Source organism: Halomonas sp. PGE1 (assembly GCF_013000985.1).
Lineage (GTDB): Bacteria > Pseudomonadota > Gammaproteobacteria > Pseudomonadales > Halomonadaceae > Halomonas > Halomonas alkalicola.
The window spans coordinates 147182-172809 of record NZ_CP053032.1; the positions used below are offsets into that span (position 1 = coordinate 147182).

The window sequence follows — 25628 nt, forward strand, 5'->3', positions numbered from 1 at the left end:
CTGATCCTTGCCAAAAAATCGTGTGTCACTATACTGCAAGACAAGACGACAATGAGCGTTTCCCCCTGATTGCGACGACGCGGAGGTCACCATGTACGCGCAGCTAGTCGAGACCGGCACCAAGAAGCTCAAGACCCTCGAGGAGATGGGCCCCGAGGAGCGCGCCTTCCAGGAGCGCATCGATGCCGAGATCAAGATCGAGCCCAAGAACTGGATGCCGGAGGCGTATCGCAAGACGCTGATCCGCCAGATCTCCCAGCACGCCCACTCCGAGGTGGTCGGCATGCTGCCCGAGGGCAACTGGCTGACCCGCGCCCCGTCGCTGAAGCGCAAGCTGCAGCTGATGGCCAAGATCCAGGACGAGGCGGGCCACGGCCTCTACCTCTACAGCGCCATGGAGACCCTGGGCGCCGATCGCGACGAGGAGATCCAGAAGCTCCACGACGGCCGCGCGAAGTACTCCAGCATCTTCAACTACCCGACGCTGAACTGGGCCGACATCGGCACCATCGGCTGGCTGGTGGATGGCGCCGCCATCGTCAACCAGGTGCCGCTGCAGCGCACCTCCTACGGCCCCTACTCCCGCGCCATGATCCGGGTGTGCAAGGAGGAGAGCTTCCACCAGCGCCAGGGCTACCAGATCCTGCTGACGCTGATGCGCGAGGGCACCGAGGAGCAGAAGGCGATGGTGCAGGACTCCATCAACCGTTTCTGGTGGCCGGCGCTGATGATGTTCGGCCCCTCCGACGACAACTCGCCCAACAGCGCCCAGTCCATGGCCTGGAAGATCAAGCGCCACAGCAACGACGAGCTGCGCCAGCGCTTCCTCGACCAGACCGTGCCCCAGCTCGAGCTGCTCGGCTGCACCGCGCCGGACCCGGACCTCAAGTGGAACGAGGCGACCGGCCACTACGAGTTCGGCGAGATCGACTGGCAGGAGTTCTTCGACGTCATCCAGGGCAACGGCCCCTGCAACCGTGAGCGCATCGAGGCCCGTCGCCGCGCCATCGACGAGGGCGCCTGGGTCCGCGAGGCCGCCGTGGCCCACGCCGAGAAGCAGCGCCAGCGCCGCGCCGCCTGAGACGCCGACAGGATCCTGTCGACACCAGACAACCACGGACGCCGCCGGGCGGCGTCCGCCCCCGACACCGAACGAGGTATTCCCCCATGGCAGACTGGCCCCTCTACGAAGTCTTCGTGCGCAGCAAGCACGGCCTGAACCACAAGCATGTCGGCAGCGTGCATGCCGCCGATCGCCAGATGGCCCTCGAGAACGCCCGCGAGCTCTACACCCGCCGCAACGAGGGCGTGAGCATCTGGGTCGTGCTGGCCAGCGACATCACCGCCTCCGCCCCCGACGAGAAGGAAGCGCTGTTCGACCCGTCCAACGACAAGGTCTACCGCCACGCCTCCTTCTACGACCTGCCGAAAGAAGTCGGCCACATGTAAGGGGGCTCCCATGCAGAACGTGTCACGCAAGACCCAGACCCCGCTGATAGAGTACCTGCTGCGCCTCGGCGACAGCACCCTGGTGCTGGGTCAGCGCCACGCCGAGCTGTGCGGCAAGGCGCCGGCCCTGGAAGAGGAGATGGCGCTGATGAACGTCGGCCTCGACCTCTTCGGCCAGGCCCGCAACTGGCTCACCTATGCGGCGGAGCTGGAAGGGGACGGCCGCGATGCCGACACCCTGGCCTTCCGTCGCGACGCCCAGGACTTCCGCAATCTGCTGCTCGTGGAACAGCCCAACGGCGACTTCGCCGAGACCATGGCGCGCCAGTTCCTGTTCGACGCCTGGCACGTGCCGCTGCTCGAGGGGCTGGCCGAGGCAAGCGACCCGCGCATCGCCGAGGTGGCCGCCAAGTCACTGAAGGAGGCGACCTACCACCTGCGCCGCTCCTCCGAGTGGGTGGTGCGCCTGGGCGACGGCACCGAGGAGAGCCACGCCCGCATGCAGCGCGCCATCGACACCCTGTGGCGCTTCACCGGCGAGCTTGTGCAGTTCGACGAGGTCGACCAGGCCATGGCAGAGGCCGGCATCGCCCCGGACGCCGAGACCCTGGTGGCCCGCTGGAACGCCACCGTGGAGAAGGTGCTGGAAGCGGCGACCCTGACCCGCCCGCCTGCGGATGCCTGGATGTACACCGGCGGCAAGGCCGGCCACCACACCGAGCATCTGGGCTTCCTGCTGGCGGAGATGCAGTACCTGCCGAGGGCCTACCCCGATGCGACCGTCTGGTAACGCCCCCATCGATCGGCAGCACGAGGGCCAGGACGACTGGCCCTCCACCGACCTGATCGGCAGCGACCGCCGCGGCCTGCCTCCGGCCGGGCCCGAGGGCGACGTCGACGCCGTGCTGGCGGTACTCCACGAGGTGCCGGATCCCGAGGTGCCCGCCGTCGACGTGGTGGAGCTCGGCATCGTGCGCGGCATCGACTGGGTCGAGGGCCGCCTGCGGGTCCAGGTCACGCCGACCTACTCCGGCTGCCCCGCCACCGAGGCGATCGAGCAGCAGATCGAGGAGGCGCTGACCGCCGCCGGCTACGTCGCCCCGCAGATCGAACGCCGCCTCTCGCCGGCCTGGACCACCGACTGGATCACCGAGGAGGGCCGCGAGAAGCTGCGCGCCTTCGGCATCGCGCCCCCCGTGGGCAGTGCCAGCAAGCGCAGCCTGCTGGGCGAGGACCCGGCGGTGCCCTGCCCGCTGTGCGGCAGCGAGCATACCGAGCGGGTCAGCGAGTTCGGCTCCACTGCCTGCAAGGCGCTCTACCGCTGCCGGGACTGCCTGGAACCCTTCGACTACTTCAAGTGCCTTTGACGAGATCACCCCATGAGCCGATTCCACGCCCTGACCGTTCGCGACGTCCGCAAGGAGACCAGCGAGTCCGTCTCCATCGCCTTCGAGGTCCCCGAATCCCTGCATGACGCCTTCCAGTACACCCAGGGCCAGTACCTGACCCTGCGCCGCGAGATCGCCGGGGAGGAGGTGCGTCGCTCCTACTCCATCTGCACCGGCGTGCACGAGGGCGAGATCCGCGTGGCGGTGAAGCTGGTGCCGGGCGGCGCCTTCTCCTCCTTCGCCAACCAGGAGCTGAAGGTGGGCGACACCCTCGAGGTGATGCCGCCCCAGGGCAAGTTCTTCGTGCCCCTGGACCCGAGCCGCAAGGGCCACTACCTGGCCGTGGCCGCCGGCAGCGGCATCACGCCGATCCTGTCGATCATCAGCACCACCCTGGAGACCGAGCCCGAGAGCCGCTTCACCCTGGTCTACGGCAACTTCTCCACCTCCACCACCATGTTCCGCGAGAAGCTGCAGGACCTGAAGAACCGCCACATGGAGCGGCTCAACCTGATCCACATCTTCAACCGCGAGGAGCAGGACATCGAGCTCTACAACGGCATCATCGATGCCGAGAAGTGCCGCACCCTGTTCGACCGCTGGCTGGACGTGCCGAGCCTCGAGGCGGCCTTCCTGTGCGGCCCCCAGGCGATGTCCGAGACGGTGCGCGACACCCTCAAGGAGTTCGGCATGGCGCCGGAGCGCATCCAGCTCGAGCTGTTCGGCACCCGCCCCACCGCCAGCGCACGGCGCCCCGAGGCCGGCGGCGTCGGCCAGGTGGCCCCGGAGAGCTCCCATATCAAGGTGATCATCGACGGCCGCACCCTGGAGTTCGAGCTGCCGAAGAACACCCAGAGCATCCTCGATGCCGGCAACGCCCACGGCGCCGACCTGCCCTACTCCTGCAAGGCGGGGGTCTGTTCCACCTGCCTGGCCAAGGTGGAGGAGGGCGAGGTGGAGATGGACGCCAACTTCGCCCTCGAGGACTACGAGATCGAGGCGGGCATGGTGCTCAGCTGCCAGTGCTTCCCGATCAGCAAGAACGTGACGCTCAACTTCGACCACTGAGCCATCGCGACACGACAGGACGGCGGCCCCAGGCCCCGTCCTGTTTTCGTGTTGGCCGCCTTCCAGCACGACTCCCTTCCCTGACCGACGACGAACGTGAGTTTCCATGACGATCAAGCGTGACCACGGCGCCGTGCAGCCCGGCATCCACTGGGGCCCCTTCACCCTGCGGATTCCCGGCGTGCACGTCGGCCTGACCCCCAGCGTCCACTTCCAGGGCGGCCTGCTGCTGCTCGCCACCGGCGGCGCCACCGCCCCGCTGCTGATGCAGTACTTCGGCGTCTCCTTCGAGATCGCCTGGACGGTGATGCTGGTGATGTTCTTCTGGGTCTTCGCCCAGACCTTCCTGTTCGGCGACGTCTACTCGGCGGGCGGCATCGCCGCTGGCCTGCCGCTGACCCTGGTGTTCCTCAACGGCTTCGACCCCGGGCCGGAGGCGATCCGCGCCATGATCGCGGTGACCCTGGTGGTCTCCTTCCTGTTTCTCTTCTTCGGCCTGACCCGACTGGGGGAGCGCTTCAACAACCTGGTCCCCGCCACCATCAAGGCGGGGATCATCATGGGCGCGGCGGTGGCGGCCTTCCAGTCGGAGTTCGACCGTCTGCCCAACATGCCCTTCACCCTGGTCACCGCCTGGGTGGTGGTGCTGGGGCTGATGTTCTCCGCGCCCTTCGCGCGCCTGCCCAACAGCCGGCTCAAGGCCCTGGTGGCGGCCAACGCCATGCTGGTGGCCTTCGCCGCGGCCGGGGTGGTGGGGCTGATCGCCGGCGAGCTCCGCTTCGATATCCAGTGGGGGATCTTCGTGCCGCCGTTGGGCGAGACGCTCGATACCCTGGCCCCCTGGTCCGTCGGGCTGCCCTCCTGGAGCGTGATCCTCTCGGCGGTGCCCATCGGGGTGATGATCTACGTCCTGGCCTTCGGCGACCTGCTGGTGGCCGACACCCTGCTCAAGGAGGCCGACCGCGCCCGACCGGACGAGAAGCTCGACATCGACGCCACCCGCAGCCACTACGTGCTGGCGATCCGCAACCTGGCCCAGCTGGTCACCGCCGGCCCCCTGGTGATGCTCCACGGCCCGATCTGGACCGGCGTGCAGGTGTTTCTGATCGAGCGCTACAAGAAGGGGCGCAACGTGATGGATTCGCTCTTCACCGGCACCACCAACTTCTACCTGATGGCGATCCCCATCGGGCTCCTGATGCCGGTGCTCGGCATCATCATGCCGATGCTGCCGGTGGCGCTCTCGGTGACCATCATCCTCACCGGCTTCGCCTGCGCCTACGTGGCGATGTCCATGGTGAGCAGCAACATCTCCCGGGGGCTGGTGCTGGCCATCGGCGTGCTCACCGCGGTGATGGGCCCCGCCTGGGGCATCGGCTCCGGTGTGGTGCTCTACTTCCTGCTGCTGGGCCGCGAGGAGGGCCAGCCGGCCGGCGAGCCCCACGAGGAGGACATCACCGACGAACTCGCCACCCGTGACGCCGAGGCATCCGCCTCCTCTTCCCCCAGCCTGCAGCGGAGCTGACCATGAGATTCGAACGTATCGTCGCCGCCCTGGACGGCTCCTCCCACGGCCAGCGGGTGCTGGATGCCGCCATCACCCAGGCGCGCCAGGCCGGCGGCAGCCTGAGCCTGGTGCACGCCCTGCCCGACGACGGCCAGGCACCGCTGATGTTCGCCGACATGGCCGGCAGTGCCAGCCAGGCACGCCGCGAGCAGCGCGAGCAGGCCCGCGAGCGGGGCAAGGCGCTGCTCGCCCACGCCCGGGAGCTGGTGATGCGCGAGGGGCTCGAGTGCCGCACCCTGCTGCTGGAAGGCGACCCCGCCCGGGCCATCTGCCGCCACGCCGAGGAGCACCACCAGGACCTCATCGTGATCGGCAGCCGCGGGCTCGGCACCGTCCGGGAGCTGATGCTCGGCAGCGTCAGCCACAAGGTGGCACAGCTGGCCGCGGTGCCGGTGCTGATCATCAAGTAGCCGCCCGGGCTAGGCGACCCCCTCGGCCTCCTCGACGCCGCGGCCCATGAAGGTCTCGGCGTTGGGGCAGAAGCCGCGGCACGCCTCGGCCTCGGCGAAGGCACGCATCGCCTGCCAGCAGCGCCCCACCTCGCTGCAGCGATTGCACGTCTCCTCCAGCCCGGCCAGCTCCTCCTCGGCGATAGCCGCCGGGTCCACCGCGAAGGTGGTCATCATCGCCGGCATCAGCACCTCAGAGGCGGCGAAGTCGGGCACCCGACGGTCATCCAGGCTGCGCGCCATGGCCTTCTCCAGCGGCGGGCTGAGCGGCTGCTCCAGGTCGCGGGCCAGCGCCTCGAGGGCCTCGGGGGCGTGGCGGCGCAGCTCGCGAACGACCCGCTCGCCCTGAATATAATCTGACAGCCTTTCCATAACGCTCTCCTTTCTCTGGTATCACCTTATGGCATGCTGTCAGCGTAGTGGAAAGCAAAATCCCCCGGTTTGACCTCAGTCAAACCGGGGGCTTTTTTGATACATCTTAAAGACAAACAGCCCTATAAATGGTGTCGCTTAAGGCGCCGCACGCTGCCGAGGGCCGCCGCCACGGGTGGCCATCAATAGAGTAGCTGGGGCAGGAACAGCGCGATCGCCGGGAACACCAGCACCAGCAGCGCCCGTATCGTACCGGCCGCCCAGAACGGCGTCACGCCGCGGAAGATCGTCCCCGTGGAAACATCCGGCAACACCGCCCGCAGCACGAAGACGTTCATCCCCACCGGCGGCGTGATCAGGCTGATCTCGATCACGATCACCACCAGGATGCCGAACCACACCAGGTCGTAGCCGAGCCCCGCCACCACCGGGAAGAACACCGGCACGGTGAGCAGCAGCATCGACATGCTCTCGAACACGCAGCCCAGCACCACGTAGATGGCGATGATCGTCAGGATCACCACGAAGGGCGCCACGTTCAGCCCGTTGACCAGCGCCAGCAGGTCGCCCGGCAGCCCGGCCCGGTTGACGAAGTTGGCGAAGATCAGCGCCGTCAGCACCACCGCGAACAGCATCGCCGTGGTGCGCACCGTGTCCATCAGCACCGCCATCAGCACCTTCGGCGTCAGCGCCCGGCGCATCAGGGCGATCAGGAAGGCGCCCATGGCGCCGATGCCGGCCGCCTCGGTGGGCGTGAACACCCCGAGATAGATGCCGCCGATCACCAGCACGAACAGCGCCAGGGTGCTGCCCACGCTCTTCAGCGCATTGAGCCGCTCCGGCCACGGCACCTTCTCCGCCGCCGGGCCGGCGCTCGGGTCGCGCCACAGCACCCACTTCACCGCCCCCAGGTAGAGGAAGATCCCCAGGATGCCGGGAATGAACCCGGCCGCGAACAGCTCGCGGATGCTGGTCTCGGTGAGGATGCCGTAGATCACCAGCATCACGCTGGGCGGGATCAGGATGCCCAGGGTGCCGCCGGCGGCGATCGAGGCCGCGGCCAGCGAGTCGTGGTAGCCGTACTTGCGCATCTGCGGCATGGCGACCCGCCCCATGGTGGCGCAGGTGGCCAGGCTCGAGCCGCAGATGGCGCTGAAGCCGCCGCAGGCGACGATGGTGGCCATGGCCTGGCCGCCCTTGCGGTGGCCCAGGAAGCCGTTGGAGGCGCGGAACAGCGCGTCCGACAGTCCCGCATGGGAGACGAAGTTGCCCATCAGGATGAACAGCGGGATCACCGACAGGCCGTAGTCCATGGCGGTGTCCACCACCCGCCGCGCCGCCATCGCCTCGGCGGCGTTCCAGTTGCCGGTCAGCAGGTAGAAGCCCACGAAACCGACGATGCCCATGGCAAACGCCAGCGGCACCCGCAGGAACACCAGGATCAGCAGCGCCGCAAAGCCGTAGAGTGCCTCAGTCATGGGCCCCTCCCCGTTCTGTAGAAGGACTCAGCGGACCGCCCTGCTTGACCACCTTGAGGCCCTCGAGCAGGTAGAGCACCGCCCGCGCCAGGGCCAGGAGCGCCGAGAGCGCCAGCATGGCGGCGATCAGCCCGATCAGGTAACCGCGCGGGATGCGCAGGAACTCGGTCACGTCGCCCCATTCGAAGGCGCGCTCGGCCAGCGCCCAGACGCGCCGCGCCATCACCCACAGCGCCGCCGTCACCAGCAGGTTGACGATCACCTCGCGCACCCACACCAGCCTGGCGGGGAAGATCGCATCGAGCAGGTCGACGCTGATGTGCTCCTGGCGCCAGCACACCACCGGCAGCGACAGGAACACCAGCGCCGCCAGCATCAGCTGGGTCAGCTCCACGGCGCCGAGGATCGGGGAATTGAAGAAGTAGCGGCCGGTCACGTCGGCGGTGGTCAGCAGCATCATGCCGAAGAGGGTGGCACCGGCCACCCCCTCCAGCATCAGCTGCAGACCCCGACCGATGCGCGCGGCGCGAGTCGTCGGGGAATGCATGGTCGGTCGCCCTCCATGTGGCGACAGGAGGACTTACTTGTACTCGTCGGGCACCAGCTCGCCCACGCTGTCGTCCTCGGCGGCGGCGGAGAGCTGCTCACGGAAGAACTCGATGGCGGCCATGGCATCGACGCCGCGGCTCGCGGAGACCGACTCGGACCACGCCTCGATCATGTCGTCGCTGATACCGCGCAGGGCCTCGAGGTCATCGCCACCCAGCTCGGTGAAGGTGTGACCCTGCTCCTCGGCGAAGGCGACGCCGCGCACGTCCATGGTGTCCATCATGTAACCGAACAGACGCGACAGGCGCTCGCCGGAGACCTCCTCGATGGCCTCGCGGTCTTCCGGGGAGACCTGGTCCCAGAACATCGGGTTCACGACGATGGTGAAGCTGCCGCGGTAGAAGCCGCCATCCACCTTGAGGGTGTAGGGGAAGATCTCGGCCACGCGGAAGCTGCGCAGGCCCTCGGGCACCAGCATGGCGCCGTCGATGACGCCCTGGGAGCCCGCCTCGTAGACGCCGGTGGGCGGCAGGGCCACGCCGGTCAGCTCCAGGGCGTTGGAGAGGTCCCCCATCACGCCGCCGCCGACGCGGATGCGCTTGCCCTTCATGTCGTCGAGGGTCTCGTACTGCTCGCGGCTGAAGATCCAGCCCGGGCCGTGCACGCCGGCCGCCACCACGTCGACGCCGCGATGCTCGCCGGCGGCGGCCAGGTACTCCTGGTGGGTGCGCCAGTAGGCGGCGGAGGCGTTCTCGGAGGAGAAGTCCTCGAAGGTGGGGAATTCGGGCAGCTTGGTCAGCTCGAAGCGGCCAGTGTTGTAGCCGTGGAAGACCCAGGTGGCATCGGCGATGCCGTCGGCCACCATCTCCATCTGGGAGGCGGGCGGGCCCATGTCATGCACCACGTCGACGGTGACGCGGCCCTCGGTGGCCTCCTCGATCCAGGATTTCCAGGTCGGCCAGACCATGGTGTTGATGCCGTGGTTGGGGCCGGCCCAGGTGCTGACCGTGAGGGTGGTCTGGGCCAGGGCGGAAGTGCTCATGATGGCGGCTGTCAGGGTGCCGAGCATCAGGCCTGTGGTCTTGTTCATTGTAGTTCCTCCGTCGTCGCGGGCGGCTGGCGTTTATCGTCGGGTGGCAGGGAGCGGCTTCCGGGGCGATCAATGCGATACACCGATCTACTTCAAATCGCCAATCCGGGAAACACGATCGGGCATACAATGCCTCTGCCACGACCATGAACGCAACGCCACCGCGACCAATAGCTAATACAACTTAAGTAGAATGCAAGAAAAATCGTTTAAAAACAGGAATCTGAAATCACACCCTGACGCATGGCTCGGCGTGAAGCGAGCACGGGCCCCTCATGCCCCGGGCAAGACATTGCGTTACGTCAGATAGCCTGCAAATAAAGAATCGGCAACACGTTTCCACCGAACGGCCGACAGGGAGCGAGACGCGGCCCCGCAGAAGGGCCCCGTATCAGAAAGTCCCGCCACGAAGAGACGCGCGTCTCAGCCGATACGCTCCAGCTGGCGTTCGAGCTTGCGCATCACGTTGAGCAGGTCGCGATACTCGCCGGCGCTGAGGGTGGCCACCAGCTCCGCCTCCCAGGCCTGGGCCTCGGGCACCAGCTCGGCCAGCAGCGCCTGGCCCGCCTCGGTGAGGTGCAGGTCATGCAGCCGCTGGTCCTTCGGCGAGGGCGTGCGGGAGATCAGGCCGCGTTCCTCCAGGGCCTGGATCGCCCGCGACACCCGCGCCTTGTCCATATTGGTGTAGGCGCAGACCTTCTTCGCCGTCAGGTCGTCGCAGTGGCTGAGCCAGGCCAGCACCCGCCACTGGGCCACGTTGAGCTGGTAGCGTTCGGCATAGAGCTCGGCCAGCGACTGGCTGATCTGGTCCGCCAGGCGGTTGAGCCGATAGGGCAGGAACTGGTTGAGGTCCAGCTCCGCCCGGGGGGCCGATGCCGCCCCCTCACCGCCCGGATCCCTGGCCTCGAGTCCGGCCTCGTCCATGTTCATCGCGATTCTCCTCGGGCCGCCTTCACAGGGGCGGCCATCAATAGAGCAGCTGGGGCAGGAACAGCACGATCGCCGGGAACACCAGCACCAGCAGCGCCCGTATCGTACCGGCCACCCAGAACGGCGTCACGCCACGGAAGATCGTCCCCGTCGAGACGTCCGGCAGCACCGCCCGCAGCACGAAGACGTTCATCCCCACCGGCGGCGTGATCAGGCTGATCTCGATCACGATCACCACCAGGATGCCGAACCACACCAGGTCGTAGCCGAGCCCCGCCACCACCGGGAAGAACACCGGCACGGTGAGCAGCAGCATCGACATGCTCTCGAACACGCAGCCCAGCACCACGTAGATGGCGATGATCGTCAGGATCACCACGAAGGGCGCCACGTTCAGCCCGTTGACCAGCGCCAGCAGGTCGCCCGGCAGCCCGGCCCGGTTGACGAAGTTGGCGAAGATCAGCGCCGTCAGCACCACCGCGAACAGCATCGCCGTGGTGCGCACCGTGTCCATCAGCACCGCCATCAGCACCTTCGGCGTCAGCGCCCGGCGCATCAGGGCGATCAGGAAGGCGCCCATGGCGCCGATGCCGGCCGCCTCGGTGGGCGTGAACACCCCGAGATAGATGCCGCCGATCACCAGCACGAACAGCGCCAGGGTGCTGCCCACGCTCTTCAGCGCATTGAGCCGCTCCGGCCACGGCACCTTCTCCGCCGCCGGGCCGGCGCTCGGGTCGCGCCACAGCACCCACTTCACCGCCCCCAGGTAGAGGAAGATCCCCAGGATGCCGGGAATGAACCCGGCCGCGAACAGCTCGCGGATGCTGGTCTCGGTGAGGATGCCGTAGATCACCAGCATCACGCTGGGCGGGATCAGGATGCCCAGGGTGCCGCCGGCGGCGATCGAGGCCGCGGCCAGCGAGTCGTGGTAGCCGTACTTGCGCATCTGCGGCATGGCGACCCGCCCCATGGTGGCGCAGGTGGCCAGGCTCGAGCCGCAGATGGCGCTGAAGCCGCCGCAGGCGACGATGGTGGCCATGGCCTGGCCGCCCTTGCGGTGGCCCAGGAAGCCGTTGGAGGCGCGGAACAGCGCGTCCGACAGTCCCGCATGGGAGACGAAGTTGCCCATCAGGATGAACAGCGGGATCACCGACAGGCCGTAGTCCATGGCGGTGTCCACCACCCGCCGCGCCGCCATCGCCTCGGCGGCGTTCCAGTTGCCGGTCAGCAGGTAGAAGCCCACGAAACCGACGATGCCCATGGCAAACGCCAGCGGCACCCGCAGGAACACCAGGATCAGCAGCGCCGCAAAGCCGTAGAGTGCCTCAGTCATGGGCCCCTCCCCGTTCTGTAGAAGGACTCAGCGGACCGCCCTGCTTGACCACCTTGAGGCCCTCGAGCAGGTAGAGCACCGCCCGCGCCAGGGCCAGGAGCGCCGAGAGCGCCAGCATGGCGGCGATCAGCCCGATCAGGTAACCGCGCGGGATGCGCAGGAACTCGGTCACGTCGCCCCATTCGAAGGCGCGCTCGGCCAGCGCCCAGACGCGCCGCGCCATCACCCACAGCGCCGCCGTCACCAGCAGGTTGACGATCACCTCGCGCACCCACACCAGCCTGGCGGGGAAGATCGCATCGAGCAGGTCGACGCTGATGTGCTCCTGGCGCCAGCACACCACCGGCAGCGACAGGAACACCAGCGCCGCCAGCATCAGCTGGGTCAGCTCCACGGCGCCGAGGATCGGGGAATTGAAGAAGTAGCGGCCGGTCACGTCGGCGGTGGTCAGCAGCATCATGCCGAAGAGGGTGGCACCGGCCACCCCCTCCAGCATCAGCTGCAGACCCCGACCGATGCGCGGCCAGAGGAGGGCTGAGGTCGACATGGCTCTGGTTGGCTCCTGGTCGTCACGGGAGATTGTTATGGTCGCCACCTTGCCGGCACACAGTCTCCTGTGCAACTAATTTGCGGTGCGAGGCACTTAGACTTAGGTATGAAAATCCAGGAAAAACGTTGATCTGAGGCAGAATTTTGCCGTCTCTCGGCGATGCAGTCGGCGAGGAATCCCTCGACAGGCTGGACATCTAGTTTCAATAGCAACTATGCTCGCTCGACCAGACAAGCAGCTCATCCTGACAACAGAAGCGCGTCGCCAGAGCGTGACGACCCCGACGACACCGGAGGAACCATGAGCAAGAAGTTCGCGTCCCACGCCGATACCGAAGAGAAGCAGGTCAGCTTCACCAAGCTGGCCGAGGGCCTCTACGCCTACACCGCCGAAGGCGACCCCAACACCGGCATCGTGATCGGCGACGACAGCGTGATGGTCATCGACACCCAGGCCACCCCGATCATGGCCCAGGACGTGATCCGCCGGATCCGCGAGGTCACCGACCTGCCGATCAAGCACGTGGTGCTGACCCACTACCACGCCGTGCGCGTGCTGGGCGCCTCCGCCTACGACGCCGAGAACATCTACGCCAGCCAGCACACCTACGACCTGATCGTGGAGCGCGGCCAGCAGGACTACGAATCCGAGGTCGGCCGCTTCCCGCGCCTGTTCCAGGGCGTCGACTCCGTGCCCGGCCTGACCTGGCCCAACATCGTCTTCCAGAAGGAGCTGACGGTGTTCATGGGCAAGCGCGAGGTGCGCATCATCCACCTGGGCCGCGGCCACACCAAGGGCGACACCATCGTCTGGCTGCCCGAGGAGAAGGTGATGTTCTCCGGCGACCTGGTCGAGTACGGCGCCACGCCCTACACCGGCGACGCCTACCACGAGTACTGGCCCGCCACCCTGGAACGCCTGGAGGCCATGGCCCCCCAGCAGCTGGTACCGGGCCGCGGCGATGCCCTCACCACCCCCGAGCTGTGCCAGGAGGCCATCCAGGGCACCCGCGACTTCCTCAACGACATGTACGAGAGCGTCAAGGCGGGCAAGGCCGCCGGCAAGTCGCTCTCCGAGTGCTACGCCGAGACCTACGCCCTGCTCAAGCCGAAGTACGGCCACTGGGTGATCTTCGATCACTGCGTGCCCTTCGACATCACCCGCTGCTACGACGAGGCGGGCGGCGAATACCCGGATCCGCGCATCTGGACCGCCGAGCGCGACACCGCCATGTGGCACTCGCTGCAGGAAGTGGTCGAGAACCAGTAAGGGTCCCTCGGGACCATCCCCCGGACCGTGACCGGCCGTCGGGTGCAGCGCACCCGGCGTCCCCATGGGAGCATCGCATGCCAACGACCTACAACAATCCCGTCTACCCCTACCGACGCCCCGCCGAGCTCGACAGCAGCGAGGTGCGCCACTGCCCGGTGGTGATCGTCGGCGCCGGCCCCTCGGGCCTCGCCGCGGCCATCGACCTGGCCCAGCAGGGCATCGCGAGCGTGGTACTGGACGACAACAACACCGTCAGCGTGGGATCCCGCGCCATCTGTTTCGCCAAGCGCACCCTGGAGATCCTCGACCGCCTCGGCTGCGGGGAGCCCATGCTCGACAAGGGCGTGACCTGGCAGCACGGCCGCGTCTTCTTCCAGGAGCGCGAGGTCTACGACTTCAACCTGCTGCCGGAGGCGGGCCATCGCGCCCCGGCCTTCATCAACCTGCAGCAGTACTACTTCGAGGAGTACCTGGTCGACCGCGCCGAGGCGCTGGCCGAGTGGATCGACCTGCGCTGGCTGCACAGGGTCACCGAGGTCGATGCGCAGCCCGGGCAGACCGCGCTCACCGTCGCCACCCAGGACGGCGACTACCGCCTGACCTGCGACTACCTGCTGGTGGCCGACGGCGCCAACAGCAAGATCCGCGACATGCTGGGCCTGGAGAGTCGTGGCCAGGTGTTCCAGGACCGCTTCCTGATCGCCGACGTGATCATGAAGGCCGACTTCCCCACCGAGCGCTGGTTCTGGTTCGACCCGCCCTTCCATCCCAACCAGTCGGTGCTGCTGCACCGCCAGCCGGACAACGTCTGGCGCATCGACTTCCAGCTGGGCTGGGACGCCGACCCGGAGGAGGAGAAGAAGGAGGAGAACATCCGCCCCCGCGTGCAGGCGATGCTCGGCGAGGAGGTGGAGTTCGAGCTGGAGTGGGCCAGCGTCTACACCTTCCGCTGCCGCAAGATGGACGACTTCATCTTCAACCGGGTGGTGTTCATGGGCGACGCCGCCCACCAGGTCTCGCCCTTCGGCGCCCGAGGCGCCAACGGCGCCCTGCAGAGCACCGAGAACCTGGCCTGGAAGCTGGCCCGGATCCTCAAGGGCCAGGCCCCCGAGGCGCTGCTGGCCACCTACAACACCGAGCGCCAGCACGGCGCGGCGGAGAATATCCTCAACTCCACCCGCGCCACCGACTTCATTACCCCGAAGAGCCGCGTCAGCCGGCTGTTCCGCGACGTGACCCTGGAGCTGGCCGAGCACTATCCCTTCGCCCGCAGCCTGGTTAACAGCGGCCGCCTCTCGCTGCCCTGCCGCTACGACGGCTCGCCCCTCAACGGCCCCGACGCCTATGGGTATCCGGCCGAAGGCGGCCCCGCCGACCTGCGCCCCGGCAGCCCGGCCAAGGACGCTCCGGTGAACCTGGCCGGTGAGGCGGCCTGGCTGCTCCACCAGTTCGGCAACCGCTTCGTGCTGCTGCTCGATGGCCGCGTCGACGCCGCCCGCGCCGAGGCCCTCGCCGCGGAGCTGGGCGAGCTGCTGGACCGCCAGGCGGATCTCGACCTGGTGATCGTCGGCCCGGCGCCCCACGCCCTCGCCGCCCTGCCGCGCACCACCCAGGTGGAGGACCGCGACGGGCTCATCGACGAGCGCTACGGCCTCACCGCCGGCGCCGGCTACCTGATCCGCCCCGACCAGCATGTCGCCGCCCGCTGGCGTGACCTGTCCGCCGCCGCCGTCGACGATGCCCTGGCCCGCGCCCTGGGCGCCCACCTCGCCGCGACCGCCGACACCACCATCCAGGGAGGCCGCCATGCCACGGCTTGAGCTGAATCCGAACTTCACCGACCCGGACGCCTTCTACGCCGCGCTGACCGAGCTGCACCGCGAGCGCAGCGAGACCGAGAGCGAGCGGATCAACGCCCGGCTGATCCTGCTGCTGGCCAACCATATCGGCGAGCAGTCGGTGCTGGAGGAGGCCCTGGCCATCGCCGGCCGGGCCGAGGCCCCGGCGACAGAACAAGAGAGGACGACCCCATGACGACCCAGACACTCGAGTACCAGAGCGGCTTTCGCAACCACTTCGCCAGCGAGGCGCTGCCCGGCGCCCTGCCCGAGGGGCAGAACTCGCCCCAGCGCTGCGCCTACGGCCTCTACGCCGAGCAGTTCACCGGCTCCGCCTTCACCGCGCCGCGCCACCAGAACTTCCGCAGCTGGCTCTACCGCATCCGCCCCTCGGTCTCCCAGAGCGCCTACCGGCCGCTGCCCGACCGCGCCGTGGCCACCGCGCCGCTGGCCCGCCCCGCCGCCGACCCCAACCAGATGCGCTGGGACCCGGTGCCGCTGCCGGAGGCGCCCACCGACTTCGTCGACGGCCTGCTGACCATCGCCGTCAACGGCGATGCCGGCACCCAGGCCGGCTGCGGCGTGCACGTCTACGCCTTCAACCGGGACATGACCGAGCGCTTCTTCTACAACGCCGACGGCGAGCTTCTGATCGTGCCGCAGCAGGGCACCCTGCGCCTGCGCACGGAGATGGGCGAGCTGGACGTCGCCAGCGGCGAGATCGCCCTGATCCCCCGCGGCATCAAGTTTCAGGTGCGCCTGGGGGCGGGCGTCGACGCCGCCCGCGGCTATGTGTGCGAGAACTACGGCAGCCCCTTCGAGCTGCCCGGCCTCGGCCCCATCGGCGCCAACGGCCTGGCCAACCCCCGCGACTTCCTGAGCCCGGTGGCGGCCTATGAGGACCTGCAGGGCGACTTCGAGCTGGTGGCCAAGTTCTCCGGGCGCTTCTGGGTCACCGACCTGGACCACTCGCCCCTGGACGTGGTGGCCTGGCACGGCAACGTCACCCCCTACAAGTACGATCTGGCCAGCTTCAACACCATCAACACGGTGAGCTTCGACCATCCGGACCCCTCGATCTTCACCGTGCTGACCTCCGCCTCCGACACCCCGGGGATGGCCAACATCGACTTCGTGATCTTCCCGCCGCGCTGGATGGTGGCCGAGAACACCTTCCGTCCGCCCTACTTCCATCGCAACCTGATGAGCGAGTTCATGGGGCTGATCCACGGCGAGTACGATGCCAAGGCGGAGGGCTTCCTGCCCGGCGGCGCCAGCCTGCACAACTGCATGTCGCCCCACGGGCCGGATGCCGAGACCTTCGAGAAGGCCTCGAATGCCGAGCTGACGCCCCACTACCAGGGCGCCACCCTGGCCTTCATGTTCGAAAGCCGCTACGTCTACCATCCCACCGAGGCGGCGCTGGAGGCGGAGTTCCGCCAGCGCGACTACGTGGACGTCTGGTCGACCCTGCGCTCGCACTTCGATCCGAACCGGCCCTGAGCCACGCGCCCCTCACCCAGAATGACGACGGGCCGCCACGCGGCCCCGCCCCCGACGACAAGGATTGAACGCCCATGAAACTGGCCACCCTCAAGAACGGACGCGACGGTGAACTGATCATCGTCTCCCGGGACCTCTCCCGCGGCGTCTCCGCCACCGACATCGCCCCCACCCTGCAGCAGGCCATCGAGGCCTGGGACGCGGTGAGCCCGAAGCTCGAGGCCCGCTACGCCGAGCTCAACGCGGGCAGCGCCGAAGGCGCCTTCGCCCTGGACCAGGGCCAGCTGCACTCGCCGCTGCCGCGCAGCTACCACTGGGCCGACGGCTCCGCCTACCTCAACCACGTCAAGCTGGTGCGCCAGGCGCGCAACGCCGAGATGCCCGAGACCTTCTGGACCGACCCGCTGATGTACCAGGGCGGCGGCGACAAGTTTCTTGCCCCCTGTGATGACATCGAGGCGGTCAGCGAGGAGCACGGCATCGACTTCGAGGGCGAGATCGCGGTGATCACCGACGACGTGCCCATGGCGGTGACCCCGGAGCAGGCGGCCGGCCACATCAAGCTGGTGATGCTGGTCAACGACGTCAGCCTGCGCGGCCTGATCCCCGGCGAGCTGGCCAAGGGCTTCGGCTTCTTCCAGGCCAAGCCCGCCTCCGCCTTCTCGCCCATCGCCGTCACCCCGGACGAGCTGGGCGACGCCTGGCAGGACGGCCGCGTCCATCTGCCGCTGACCGTGCACCTCAACGGCGAGAAGTTCGGCGAGCCCGAGGCGGGCCCCGACATGATCTTCGGCTTCCCGGAGCTCATCGCCCACGCGGCGAAGACCCGCTATCTCGGCGCCGGCGCCATCATCGGCTCAGGTACCGTCTCCAACCCGGACGCCGACGGCGGCCCCGGCAAGCCGGTGGCGGACGGTGGCGTGGGCTACAGCTGCCTGGCCGAGGTACGCATGGTGGAGCAGATCCTGCACGGCGCGGCCAAGACCCCTTTCATGCGCTTCGGCGACCGGGTGCGCATCGAGATGTTCGACCGCGAGGGCAGGAGCATCTTCGGCGCCATCGACCAGCAGGTGGTGAAGTACCAGCCCTGACGTCTCGAACCCAGCAAGGAGTGCCCCATGACCACGCTCTACGGCTACTTCCGCTCCTCGGCCGCCTACCGGGTGCGCATCGCCCTGAACCTCAAGGGCCTGGCCCATGACCAGGTCCCGGTCAACCTGGTCAAGGGCGAGCAGCGCGGCGAGGCCAACCTCGCCCGCCACCCCCTGGGGCTGGTGCCGTCGCTCGAGACCGACGAGGGGGTGACCCTCGTCCAGTCGCTGGCGATCTGCGAGTACCTGGACGAGGTGCACCCCGAGCCGGCGCTGCTGCCGGAAGACCCCGCCGGCCGCGCCCGGGTGCGCGCCCTGGCCCAGCTGGTCGCCTGCGAGATCCACCCGCTCAACAACCTGCGGGTGCTCAAGTACCTGGTGGGCGAGCTGGGGGCGGACGAGGCGGCCAAGCTGGCCTGGTACCGCCACTGGGTCGCCGAGGGCTTCCAGGCCCTGGAGGCGATGCTGACCCCCGAGGCGGGCAGCGGCGACTTCTGCCACGGCGACACCCCCACCCTGGCGGATCTCTGCCTGGTGCCCCAGGTGTTCAACGCCGAGCGCTTCGAGTGCGACCTCTCGCCCTACCCGAGGATCCGGCGCATCACCGAGCGCTGCCGCGCCCTGCCGGCCTTCGCCCAGGCCGCCCCGGGGGCGCAACCCGACGCCGGCTGATCTAGAATAAGCAGGCTAATGATAAGCGGGCGCCTCTCCGGCCGGAGAGGCGCCCGCCTCGCGTTCCCGAGCCTTTCCACGCTCCGAGAGGCCCCACAGCAGAAGGAACATCGGGTGCTGAAGCTGACCTCCCCCGCCACGGTGGCGACCCTGGCCGCGCTGACCGCGCTGGGCCCCCTGGCCACCGACATGTACCTGCCCGCCATGCCGGCCATGGCCGAGGCGCTGGGCACCGGCCCGGACCGGGTGCAGCTGACGCTGAGCCTCTACATGGCCGGCTTCGCCCTGGCCCAGCTGCTCTGCGGCCCGGTCTCGGATCGCTTCGGCCGCCGCCCGGTGATGATCGCCGGGATCGCCCTGTTCCTGGCGGCAAGCCTGCTCTGCGCCCTGGCACCGAACATCGAGTGGCTGCTGGTGGGCCGCTTCCTGCAGGCCTTCGGGGGCGCCGCCGGCCCGGTGCTGGGGCGCGCCGCGGTGCGCGACATCCACGGCCCCATCGAGGCGGGGCGCATCCTCTCCTACATGGCCAGCACCATGGCGCTGGCCCCGGCCCTGGCCCCGGTGGTGGGGGCGGGGCTGCTGCTGTTCTTCGGCTGGGAGTCGGTGTTCGTGGTGCTGGCGCTCTATGCCGCGGTGATGCTCGCCGTGCTGGTGCTGCTGCTGCCCGAACCGCTGCCCCGGGAGCGCCGCCAGTCGATCGCCCCGCGGGCGATACTGGCCAACTTCCGGCTGCTGCTGGGCCAGCGCGCCTTCATCGGCTATACGCTGGTCAACGCCGCGGCCTTCTCGGGGCTCTTCGCCTACCTCTCCGGCTCGTCCTTCGTGCTGATCGAGTACCTGGGCGTGTCGCCGACCCTCTACGGCGTGCTGTTCACGCTGATCGTGGCGGGCTTCTTCGCCGGCACCCTGGTCAGCGGCCGCTACAGCCACCGCCTGGGCCGCGACCGGCTGATCACCCGGGGCACCCTGATCTGTGCGGCGGGAGGCGCGGCCATGGCCGGCCTGGCCCTCCTCGGCGTGCATGCCCCCTGGGCGGTGGTGGGCCCGCACATGGTGTTCATGCTGGGGGTGGGCATCCTGATGCCCCAGACCATGGCCGGCGCCCTGGCACCCAATGCGCAGTGCGCCGGCGCGGCCTCGTCGCTGTTCGGCTTCCTGCAGATGACCATCGCCGCGGTGGTGGGCGGCCTGGTGGGCCAGTTCCACGACGGCAGCACGCGCACCCTGGCCCTGACCATAGGCCTGATGGGGCTGCTGTCGCTGGCGAGCCACCTGCTGCTGGTGCGCCGCCGCGCCGAGTCGGCCGAGCGCTGCCCGGCCGGCGAGGGCTGAGGGCTGAGGGCTGAGGGCTGAGGGCTGAGGGCTGAGGGCAGGCACAGGGACCACCATGCAGAAGGCCACGCAATGCGTGGCCTTCTGCGTTACCGGTGCGATGCCGTCAGGCGGCCTCGGCGGCGATGGTCACCGGCCGCCCCTCACGCAGCTCCTCGAGCAGCCGCGCGCGGCGCGCGGCGGCCTTCTCGGCCGCCGCCTCGCGCACCGGGCCGAAGCCGCGGATCTCCTCCGGCAGTTTGGCCAGCGCCATGGCGGTGGCGTGGGTGCCGGCGTCCAGGCGCGTCACCAGCTCGTCGAGCAGCGCCTCGTACTCCGCCAGCAGGCGGCGATCCAGCTTGCGGTCGGCGCTGAAGCGGAAGGGGTCGAAGGGGCCGTTGCGCAGGCCGCGCAGCCGGGCCAGCCCCTTCATCGCCTTGAGCATCCAGGGCCCGAAGCGGCGCTTCACCGGCCGGCCGCGGGCGTCCTTGCGGCCGGCCAGCAGCGGCGGCGCCAGGTGGAAGCTGAGCCGATAGTCACCGCCGAAGGTGGCCTCGAGCTCGGCGAGGAAGTCGCTCTCGGTGTAGAGGCGCGCCACCTCGTACTCGTCCTTGCAGGCCATCAGCCGGTAGAGCTGGGTGGCCACCGCCTGGGTCAGCGCCTCGCCGGCACCGAGGCGTGCCTCGGCCTCGCGCACCCGGGCCACCTTCTGCAGAAAGCGCTCGGCATAGGCACCGTCCTGATAGCGCGTCAGCAGCCGCGCGTGGCGGGCGATCACCTCGTCGAGGCTGGCGTCGGCGGCCAGGGGCGCCTCGTCCAGGCGACGCTGCAGGGTCTCCGGCTCCACCGCCGCCAGGCGGCCCCAGGCGAAGGCGCGCAGGTTCTTCTCGATGGCCACGCCGTTGAGCTCGATGGCGCGCTTGAGCGCCGCCTCGCCCACCGGCAGAAGGCCCTGCTGCCAGGCGAAGCCGAGCATCATGACGTTGGAGAAGACGGTATCCCCCAGCAGCTGCTCCGCCAGGCGGTTGGCGTCCAGGGTGGCGAAGTTGGCCGCGCCCACGGCGTCGCGCAGCAGGCCCAGGCGCTGGTCCGCCTGCATGTCGGCGTCGCGGTAGAGCACGTGGTCGGCGGTGGCCAGCTCGGCCAGGTTGGCCACCACCCGCGTGGTATCGGCCTTGAGCACGTCGAGGGCCTTCCGCGAGCTCGCCACCACCATGTCGCAGGCGATCACGGCGTCGGCCTGGCCCGCCTCGATGCGCACCTGGTGGAGATCGGCGGGCGCGGGGGCGAGGCGCACATAGCTCAGCACGGTGCCGCCCTTCTGGGCGAAGCCCATGAAGTCCAGCACGCTGGTGCCGCGCCCCTCCAGGTGGGCGGCCATGGTGATCAGCTGCCCCACGGTGACCACGCCGGTGCCGCCGACGCCGCCCACCAGCAGGTCATAGGGTCGGGTGAGCAGCGGGGCCTGGGGCAGCGGCAGCGCTTCCACCCGGCGCCAGAAGGCCTCGTCCACGGCCACGCCCTGGCCCTTGCGCAGCTCGCCCCCCTCCACGGTGACGAAGCTGGGGCAGAAGCCGCCCACGCAGGACATATCCTTGTTGCAGGAGGACTGGTCGATCTTGCGCTTGCGGCCGAGCTCCGTTTCGCGAGGCACCACCGAGAGGCAGTTGGACTGCACCGAGCAGTCGCCGCACCCCTCGCAGACGTGATGGTTGATGAAGACCCGCTTGGCCGGGTCCTCCATCAGACCGCGTTTGCGGCGGCGGCGCTTCTCGGCGGCGCACACCTGGTCATAGATCAGCACGCTGCAGCCGGGGATCTCGCGCAGCTCCCGCTGCAGGGCGTCCATCTCGTCGCGGTGGTGGAAGGTCACGCCCTTCGGGAACTGGCCCCGGTGGCCGCGATACTTTTCGGGCTCGTCGCTGACCACCGCGATGCGCTTTACCCCCTCGGCGGCGGAGCTCTGGGCGATCATCGGCACGGTGATCTGGCCGTCCACCGGCTGGCCGCCGGTCATCGCCACGGCGTCGTTGAAGAGCACCTTGTAGGTGATGTTGACCCCGGCGGCCACCGCCTGGCGGACCGCCATGGAGCCGGAGTGGAACCAGGTGCCCTCGCCCAGGTTCTGGAATACGTGGCCGTTACCGGTGAAGCGGCTCTTGCCCACCCAGTTGACCCCCTCGCCGCCCATCTGGATCAGCGATTCGGTGTTGCGCCCCATCCAGGAGGCCATGAAGTGGCAGCCGATGCCGGCCAGCGCCTTGCTGCCCTCCGGCACCCTGGTGGAGCTGTTGTGGGGGCAGCCGGAGCAGAAGTAGGGCAGGCGGCGCACGCCGCGAAGCTCGCGTGCCTCGGCGCGGCAGCGGTCCAGCTTGGCGAGGCGCGCGGAGAGGTCGATGCCGAAGAAGCGCTCGACCCGTTCGGCCACGTAGCCGGCCAGCAGCCGCGGGCTCAGCTCGCCCACGTAGGGGATCAGCGGTCGGCCCGCCTCGTCCTGCTTGCCGGTGATCAGCACCTCGCCGGGGCGGTCCGGCTCGGACATGTACTCCTTGATCTGGCTCTCGATGATCCCGCGCTTCTCCTCGATGACCAGCACCTCCTGCTTGGGGTGCACGAACTCGAGGATGCCGCGGCGGTGCAGCGGCCACACCATGCCCACCTTGTAGAGCTCCACCCCCAGCTCGCGCAGCTCCCTCTCGCCGAGCCCCAGCAGGCGCAGCGCCTCCATCAGGTCCAGGTGCCCCTTGCCGGTGGTGACGATGCCGAAGCGCGCCTCCTCGTTGGCATAGAGGCGCCGGTCGATGGGGTTGGCGGTGGCGAAGGCCTGCACCGCCGCCAGCTTGTGCTCGATGCGGGCCTCCAGCTGGGGCCCGGGCAGGTCCGGCCAGCGGTAGTGGAGGCCATCCAGCGGCGGCGTGAACTCCGGAGGCTCGAACTCGGGCAGCGGCGTGGCCTCGAGGGAGGCGCCGCTCTCCACCGTCTCGGAGACCGCCTTGAAGCCGACCCAGCAGCCCGAGAAGCGCGACAGGGCATAGCCCCACAGGCCGAACGCCTCGTATTCGGCCAGGGACGCCGGGTTCACGACCGGCATGAACCAGGCCATGAAGGCCACGTCGGACTGGTGAGGCATGGAGGAGGAGACGCAGCCGTGATCGTCGCCGGCCACCACCAGCACGCCGCCGTTGGGAGAGCTGCCGTAGGCGTTGCCGTGCTTCAGGGCATCGCCGGCACGATCGACGCCGGGCCCCTTGCCGTACCAGAGGCCGAAGACCCCCTCGACCTGCCGGTCCGGGTCGGTCTCCACCTGCTGGCAGCCGAGCATCATGGTGGCCGCCAGGTCCTCGTTGATGGCCGGCACGAACTCGATATTGGCCTCGGCCAGGGGCTCCCTGGCCTGCCACAGGGCCTGGTCGACGCCGCCCAGGGGCGAGCCGCGGTAGCCGCTGATCAGGCCCGCAGTATGACGGCCGTCGCGGCGGTCCAGGGCGGCCTGCCGCAGGGCGATGCGCACCAGCGCCTGGGTGCCGGTGAGGAAGATGCGCCCGGTGTCACGGGTATAGCGGTCGGCCAGGGTATAGTCGTCGAGCGTGCCGTCGAGGGCATCGCCCGGGACGACGGCGGGGGTGTGAGCGTTCATGGTCGCCACCTCGGTCAAGGGTTCGTTATCGTTGTATGCTGCGAAGTCTAGACCCGATGGCGATAAAGGTGCTTTCGAAATCAACCGGTTGAGCGCTACTATATGAGACAGGCTTTCTTTTTGATTCTGGAAAGGAAATGATCTTTCCTATAACGACAAGACGTGAAATGCCCCATGCAAGACGACCAGCTCGACGGCCACGATCGCCGCATCCTGAAGGTGCTCCAGCGGCAGGGCCGCATCACCAACCAGGAACTCGCCGAACAGATCGGCCTCTCCCCCGCGGCCTGCTGGCGACGGGTCAAGGCGCTGGAGGCCAGCGGCGTGATCAAGCGCTTCGCCGCCCTGGTGGACCCGGCCCGGGTCGGCCAGCCGCTCTGCGCCCTGGTGATGATCACCCTGCGCCGCCACAGCATCGACAGCACCACTGACTTCGAGGAGCGGGTCACCCAGTACCCGGAGGTGCTGCAGTGCTACGCCACCACCGGCAACGCCGACTTCGTGCTGCGGGTGGTGATCGAGGACATGGCCGCCTACGATCGTTTTCTCAACGAGAAACTCTTCACCCTGCCGGGCATCTCCCAGGTCCACTCCAACTTCGTGCTGCGCGCGATCAAGGACGAGACCGCCATCCCCATGCCCTGACCCGGACGCCCCATGCCCTCCACGAACACCCGCGTGATCCTGCTGCTGGCCCTGGCCGGCTTCGCCAGCATGGCCTCCATGCGCATCACCGACGCCATGCTGCCAGCGCTTTCCCAGGCCTTCGAACGGCCGGTGGCGGACGTGGCTCAGAACATCACCGTCTTCGCCATCGCCTACGGCCTGATGCAGCTCTGCTATGGTCCGCTGGGAGATCGCTACGGCACCCTGCGGGTGATCGGCCTGGCCACCCTGGCCTGCGCGCTCGGCGCCATCGGCTCGGCGCTGGCCGGCTCGCTCTCCTCCCTGCTGCTGTTCCGCACCCTGAGCGGGGCCACCGCCGCGGCGATCATCCCGCTCTCCATGGCCTGGGTGGGCAATAACGTCGGCTATGAGGCGCGCCAGGTGACCCTGGCCCATATGCTCTCGGGGGCGGTGATGGGGCTGATCACCGGCCAGGTGATGGGCGGGCTGCTCGCCGACACCCTGGGCTGGCAGGCCGCCTTCCTGGTGCTGGCGCTGCTCTTTCTGCTCGCCGGGGGGCTCTTGACCGGCGCCGTGCTGCGCGAGCCGACGCTGGCACCACCGGGGCAGGCCAGTGGCGGCGTCGCCTTCCTGGCGCGGCTCAGCGGGGTGCTGGCCATACCCCGCGCCCGGCAGATCCTCGCACTGGTGTTTCTGGAGGGGATCGCCGCCTTCGGCGCCCTCGCCTTCGCGGCGAGCCACCTGCACGAACGGCTCGGGGTCTCGCTGACCATGGCGGGGCTGCTGGTGGCGCTGTTCGGGGTCGGCGGGCTGCTCTTCGCCGCCCTGGCCAGGCCGCTGGTGGCAAGGCTCGGGGAGACCGGGCTGGCCGCCCTGGGCGGCCTGCTGATGGGAGCGGGCTTCTGCCTGGTGGCACTGGCGCCGGGGCCTGGCCTCGCGGCCGGGGGCGCCTTCGCCGCGGGGCTCGGCTTCTACATGATGCACAGCACCCTGCAGACCAACGCCACCCAGATGGCCCCCGCCGCCCGCGGCACCGCCATGGCGGTGTTCGCCGGCTGCCTGTTCCTCGGCCAGTCGGTGGGAGTCAGCCTCGGCGCCCTGGTGCTGCGCCTGGCCGGCAGCGGCGTGCTGCTGGCGCTGGCCGGCGCCTGGCTGCTGGTGTTGGGGCTGGTGTTCGCCCGGCGGCTCCGGGGCTGGAAAGCGGAACCCGGCGCCGAGGCGCCGGGTCCGTTAGACGCGCCGAAGAACTCCTAGCCCTGGTCGATGGTGGCGCCTTCCCGGGCCTCGTCGATGGCGGCCATCACCTGATCGATATCGGGCACGCGGTGCGCCAGGGCCAGCGCCAGCTGGGCGAGGAAGTGGCTCTCGTCGGCCTCCGGCAGCGCATCCAGGGTAGTGGCCAGGCACTCGTAGACCTGTTCGAGATCGGCGAAGGGCAGCGTCGGTGCGGTCAT

The 25628-nt window shown here is 69.0% G+C and carries 25 protein-coding genes; 16 read left to right on the plus strand and 9 right to left on the minus strand.

The window, feature by feature from the left end:
- Positions 1-91 precede the first annotated feature (91 nt).
- The 7 genes from paaA to HIR79_RS00785 all read left to right on the plus strand — a co-directional run bounded on the left by paaA (position 92) and on the right by HIR79_RS00785 (position 5882).
- Complete coding sequence (gene paaA / locus HIR79_RS00755; RefSeq protein WP_119023122.1) at positions 92-1081, plus strand: 1,2-phenylacetyl-CoA epoxidase subunit PaaA; 990 nt, start codon at positions 92-94, stop codon at positions 1079-1081.
- Between the two features lie 86 nt (positions 1082-1167).
- Complete coding sequence (gene paaB, locus HIR79_RS00760) at positions 1168-1449, plus strand: 1,2-phenylacetyl-CoA epoxidase subunit PaaB (protein ID WP_119023123.1); 282 nt, start codon at positions 1168-1170, stop codon at positions 1447-1449.
- Between the two features lie 10 nt (positions 1450-1459).
- Entirely contained in the window at positions 1460-2239 is a 780-nt protein-coding gene (paaC, locus tag HIR79_RS00765; RefSeq protein ID WP_169956051.1) for a 1,2-phenylacetyl-CoA epoxidase subunit PaaC, read from the plus strand.
- Positions 2223-2816 carry a 1,2-phenylacetyl-CoA epoxidase subunit PaaD gene (gene paaD, locus HIR79_RS00770; RefSeq protein WP_169956053.1) on the plus strand — a complete coding sequence of 198 codons (594 nt, stop codon included), beginning with the start codon at positions 2223-2225 and terminating at the stop codon, positions 2814-2816. The genes paaC and paaD overlap by 17 nt, the downstream gene beginning before the upstream one ends.
- A 12-nt stretch (positions 2817-2828) precedes the next feature.
- Entirely contained in the window at positions 2829-3905 is a 1077-nt protein-coding gene (gene paaE / locus HIR79_RS00775; protein WP_119023126.1) for a 1,2-phenylacetyl-CoA epoxidase subunit PaaE, read from the plus strand.
- Between the two features lie 106 nt (positions 3906-4011).
- A complete protein-coding gene (locus tag HIR79_RS00780) occupies positions 4012-5430 on the plus strand; it encodes a hypothetical protein (protein WP_211620890.1) in 1419 nt (472 codons plus the stop codon).
- Between the two features lie 2 nt (positions 5431-5432).
- Entirely contained in the window at positions 5433-5882 is a 450-nt protein-coding gene (locus HIR79_RS00785) for a universal stress protein (protein ID WP_119023127.1), read from the plus strand.
- A 9-nt stretch (positions 5883-5891) separates the two neighbouring features.
- Here the strand turns inward: HIR79_RS00785 and HIR79_RS00790 are convergent, their stop codons facing one another.
- The 7 genes from HIR79_RS00790 to HIR79_RS00820 form a co-directional block, all read right to left on the minus strand.
- A complete protein-coding gene (locus HIR79_RS00790; RefSeq protein ID WP_119023128.1) occupies positions 5892-6293 on the minus strand; it encodes a hypothetical protein in 402 nt (133 codons plus the stop codon).
- A 182-nt stretch (positions 6294-6475) separates the two neighbouring features.
- Positions 6476-7771 (minus strand): TRAP transporter large permease, encoded by a 1296-nt coding sequence (locus tag HIR79_RS00795; RefSeq protein ID WP_169956055.1) that lies wholly within the window; start codon positions 7769-7771, stop codon positions 6476-6478.
- Positions 7764-8318 (minus strand): TRAP transporter small permease, encoded by a 555-nt coding sequence (locus HIR79_RS00800; RefSeq protein ID WP_169956057.1) that lies wholly within the window; start codon positions 8316-8318, stop codon positions 7764-7766. Before HIR79_RS00800 ends, HIR79_RS00795 begins: the two co-directional genes overlap by 8 nt.
- Positions 8319-8351: 33 nt before the next feature.
- Complete coding sequence (locus tag HIR79_RS00805; RefSeq protein WP_169956059.1) at positions 8352-9410, minus strand: TRAP transporter substrate-binding protein; 1059 nt, start codon at positions 9408-9410, stop codon at positions 8352-8354.
- Between the two features lie 423 nt (positions 9411-9833).
- On the minus strand, positions 9834-10340 hold the full coding sequence (locus HIR79_RS00810; RefSeq protein WP_119023474.1) for a MarR family winged helix-turn-helix transcriptional regulator: 507 nt from the start codon (positions 10338-10340) through the stop codon (positions 9834-9836).
- Between the two features lie 37 nt (positions 10341-10377).
- Complete coding sequence (locus HIR79_RS00815; protein WP_169956061.1) at positions 10378-11673, minus strand: TRAP transporter large permease; 1296 nt, start codon at positions 11671-11673, stop codon at positions 10378-10380.
- Positions 11666-12220, minus strand: a complete 555-nt coding sequence (locus HIR79_RS00820; protein ID WP_169956063.1) for a TRAP transporter small permease — start codon at positions 12218-12220, stop codon at positions 11666-11668. The genes HIR79_RS00815 and HIR79_RS00820 overlap by 8 nt, the downstream gene beginning before the upstream one ends.
- A 303-nt stretch (positions 12221-12523) precedes the next feature.
- Between HIR79_RS00820 and HIR79_RS00825 the strand changes: the two genes are divergently transcribed.
- The 7 genes from HIR79_RS00825 (at position 12524) to HIR79_RS00855 (ending at position 19931) form a co-directional block, all read left to right on the plus strand.
- Positions 12524-13492: an MBL fold metallo-hydrolase gene (locus tag HIR79_RS00825; protein ID WP_169956065.1), complete on the plus strand. Its 969-nt coding sequence runs from the start codon at positions 12524-12526 to the stop codon at positions 13490-13492.
- A gap of 77 nt (positions 13493-13569) precedes the next feature.
- The gene (locus tag HIR79_RS00830) at positions 13570-15315 is read left to right on the plus strand and encodes an FAD-dependent oxidoreductase (RefSeq protein ID WP_119022349.1); all 1746 of its coding nucleotides are present in this window, start codon (positions 13570-13572) and stop codon (positions 15313-15315) included.
- Positions 15302-15529, plus strand: coding sequence for a DUF2783 domain-containing protein (locus tag HIR79_RS00835; RefSeq protein ID WP_169956067.1), 228 nt, complete (start codon positions 15302-15304; stop codon positions 15527-15529). The genes HIR79_RS00830 and HIR79_RS00835 overlap by 14 nt, the downstream gene beginning before the upstream one ends.
- Positions 15526-16836 carry a homogentisate 1,2-dioxygenase gene (gene hmgA, locus HIR79_RS00840; protein WP_169956069.1) on the plus strand — a complete coding sequence of 437 codons (1311 nt, stop codon included), beginning with the start codon at positions 15526-15528 and terminating at the stop codon, positions 16834-16836. The genes HIR79_RS00835 and hmgA overlap by 4 nt, the downstream gene beginning before the upstream one ends.
- 74 nt (positions 16837-16910) lie before the next feature.
- A complete protein-coding gene (locus HIR79_RS00845; protein ID WP_169956071.1) occupies positions 16911-17927 on the plus strand; it encodes a fumarylacetoacetate hydrolase family protein in 1017 nt (338 codons plus the stop codon).
- Between the two features lie 27 nt (positions 17928-17954).
- Complete coding sequence (maiA, locus tag HIR79_RS00850) at positions 17955-18599, plus strand: maleylacetoacetate isomerase (RefSeq protein WP_119022345.1); 645 nt, start codon at positions 17955-17957, stop codon at positions 18597-18599.
- 114 nt (positions 18600-18713) lie between these two features.
- A complete protein-coding gene (locus HIR79_RS00855) occupies positions 18714-19931 on the plus strand; it encodes a multidrug effflux MFS transporter (RefSeq protein WP_119022344.1) in 1218 nt (405 codons plus the stop codon).
- A 106-nt stretch (positions 19932-20037) separates the two neighbouring features.
- Here the strand turns inward: HIR79_RS00855 and HIR79_RS00860 are convergent, their stop codons facing one another.
- Positions 20038-23547 carry an indolepyruvate ferredoxin oxidoreductase family protein gene (locus HIR79_RS00860; protein WP_169956073.1) on the minus strand — a complete coding sequence of 1170 codons (3510 nt, stop codon included), beginning with the start codon at positions 23545-23547 and terminating at the stop codon, positions 20038-20040.
- Positions 23548-23721: 174 nt separating this feature from the next.
- Between HIR79_RS00860 and HIR79_RS00865 the strand changes: the two genes are divergently transcribed.
- Both HIR79_RS00865 and HIR79_RS00870 read left to right on the plus strand, forming a co-directional pair.
- On the plus strand, positions 23722-24192 hold the full coding sequence (locus tag HIR79_RS00865) for an Lrp/AsnC family transcriptional regulator (RefSeq protein ID WP_119022343.1): 471 nt from the start codon (positions 23722-23724) through the stop codon (positions 24190-24192).
- 12 nt (positions 24193-24204) lie between these two features.
- Positions 24205-25428 (plus strand): MFS transporter, encoded by a 1224-nt coding sequence (locus HIR79_RS00870; RefSeq protein WP_169956076.1) that lies wholly within the window; start codon positions 24205-24207, stop codon positions 25426-25428.
- Here HIR79_RS00870 and HIR79_RS00875 read toward each other — a convergent pair.
- The gene (locus HIR79_RS00875; RefSeq protein ID WP_169956077.1) at positions 25425-25628 is read right to left on the minus strand and encodes a hypothetical protein; all 204 of its coding nucleotides are present in this window, start codon (positions 25626-25628) and stop codon (positions 25425-25427) included. The two genes, HIR79_RS00870 and HIR79_RS00875, sit on opposite strands and share 4 nt — an antisense overlap.

Coding starts and splice junctions, on each gene's coding strand:
- paaA (WP_119023122.1), top strand. CDS start 92: ATGTACGCGCAGCTAGTCGAGACCGGCACCAAGAAGCTCAAGACCCTC.
- paaB (WP_119023123.1), top strand. CDS start 1,168: ATGGCAGACTGGCCCCTCTACGAAGTCTTCGTGCGCAGCAAGCACGGC.
- paaC (WP_169956051.1), top strand. CDS start 1,460: ATGCAGAACGTGTCACGCAAGACCCAGACCCCGCTGATAGAGTACCTG.
- paaD (WP_169956053.1), top strand. CDS start 2,223: ATGCGACCGTCTGGTAACGCCCCCATCGATCGGCAGCACGAGGGCCAG.
- paaE (WP_119023126.1), top strand. CDS start 2,829: ATGAGCCGATTCCACGCCCTGACCGTTCGCGACGTCCGCAAGGAGACC.
- HIR79_RS00780 (WP_211620890.1), top strand. CDS start 4,012: ATGACGATCAAGCGTGACCACGGCGCCGTGCAGCCCGGCATCCACTGG.
- HIR79_RS00785 (WP_119023127.1), top strand. CDS start 5,433: ATGAGATTCGAACGTATCGTCGCCGCCCTGGACGGCTCCTCCCACGGC.
- HIR79_RS00790 (WP_119023128.1), bottom strand. CDS start 6,293: ATGGAAAGGCTGTCAGATTATATTCAGGGCGAGCGGGTCGTTCGCGAG.
- HIR79_RS00795 (WP_169956055.1), bottom strand. CDS start 7,771: ATGACTGAGGCACTCTACGGCTTTGCGGCGCTGCTGATCCTGGTGTTC.
- HIR79_RS00800 (WP_169956057.1), bottom strand. CDS start 8,318: ATGCATTCCCCGACGACTCGCGCCGCGCGCATCGGTCGGGGTCTGCAG.
- HIR79_RS00805 (WP_169956059.1), bottom strand. CDS start 9,410: ATGAACAAGACCACAGGCCTGATGCTCGGCACCCTGACAGCCGCCATC.
- HIR79_RS00810 (WP_119023474.1), bottom strand. CDS start 10,340: ATGAACATGGACGAGGCCGGACTCGAGGCCAGGGATCCGGGCGGTGAG.
- HIR79_RS00815 (WP_169956061.1), bottom strand. CDS start 11,673: ATGACTGAGGCACTCTACGGCTTTGCGGCGCTGCTGATCCTGGTGTTC.
- HIR79_RS00820 (WP_169956063.1), bottom strand. CDS start 12,220: ATGTCGACCTCAGCCCTCCTCTGGCCGCGCATCGGTCGGGGTCTGCAG.
- HIR79_RS00825 (WP_169956065.1), top strand. CDS start 12,524: ATGAGCAAGAAGTTCGCGTCCCACGCCGATACCGAAGAGAAGCAGGTC.
- HIR79_RS00830 (WP_119022349.1), top strand. CDS start 13,570: ATGCCAACGACCTACAACAATCCCGTCTACCCCTACCGACGCCCCGCC.
- HIR79_RS00835 (WP_169956067.1), top strand. CDS start 15,302: ATGCCACGGCTTGAGCTGAATCCGAACTTCACCGACCCGGACGCCTTC.
- hmgA (WP_169956069.1), top strand. CDS start 15,526: ATGACGACCCAGACACTCGAGTACCAGAGCGGCTTTCGCAACCACTTC.
- HIR79_RS00845 (WP_169956071.1), top strand. CDS start 16,911: ATGAAACTGGCCACCCTCAAGAACGGACGCGACGGTGAACTGATCATC.
- maiA (WP_119022345.1), top strand. CDS start 17,955: ATGACCACGCTCTACGGCTACTTCCGCTCCTCGGCCGCCTACCGGGTG.
- HIR79_RS00860 (WP_169956073.1), bottom strand. CDS start 23,547: ATGAACGCTCACACCCCCGCCGTCGTCCCGGGCGATGCCCTCGACGGC.
- HIR79_RS00865 (WP_119022343.1), top strand. CDS start 23,722: ATGCAAGACGACCAGCTCGACGGCCACGATCGCCGCATCCTGAAGGTG.
- HIR79_RS00870 (WP_169956076.1), top strand. CDS start 24,205: ATGCCCTCCACGAACACCCGCGTGATCCTGCTGCTGGCCCTGGCCGGC.
- HIR79_RS00875 (WP_169956077.1), bottom strand. CDS start 25,628: ATGACCGCACCGACGCTGCCCTTCGCCGATCTCGAACAGGTCTACGAG.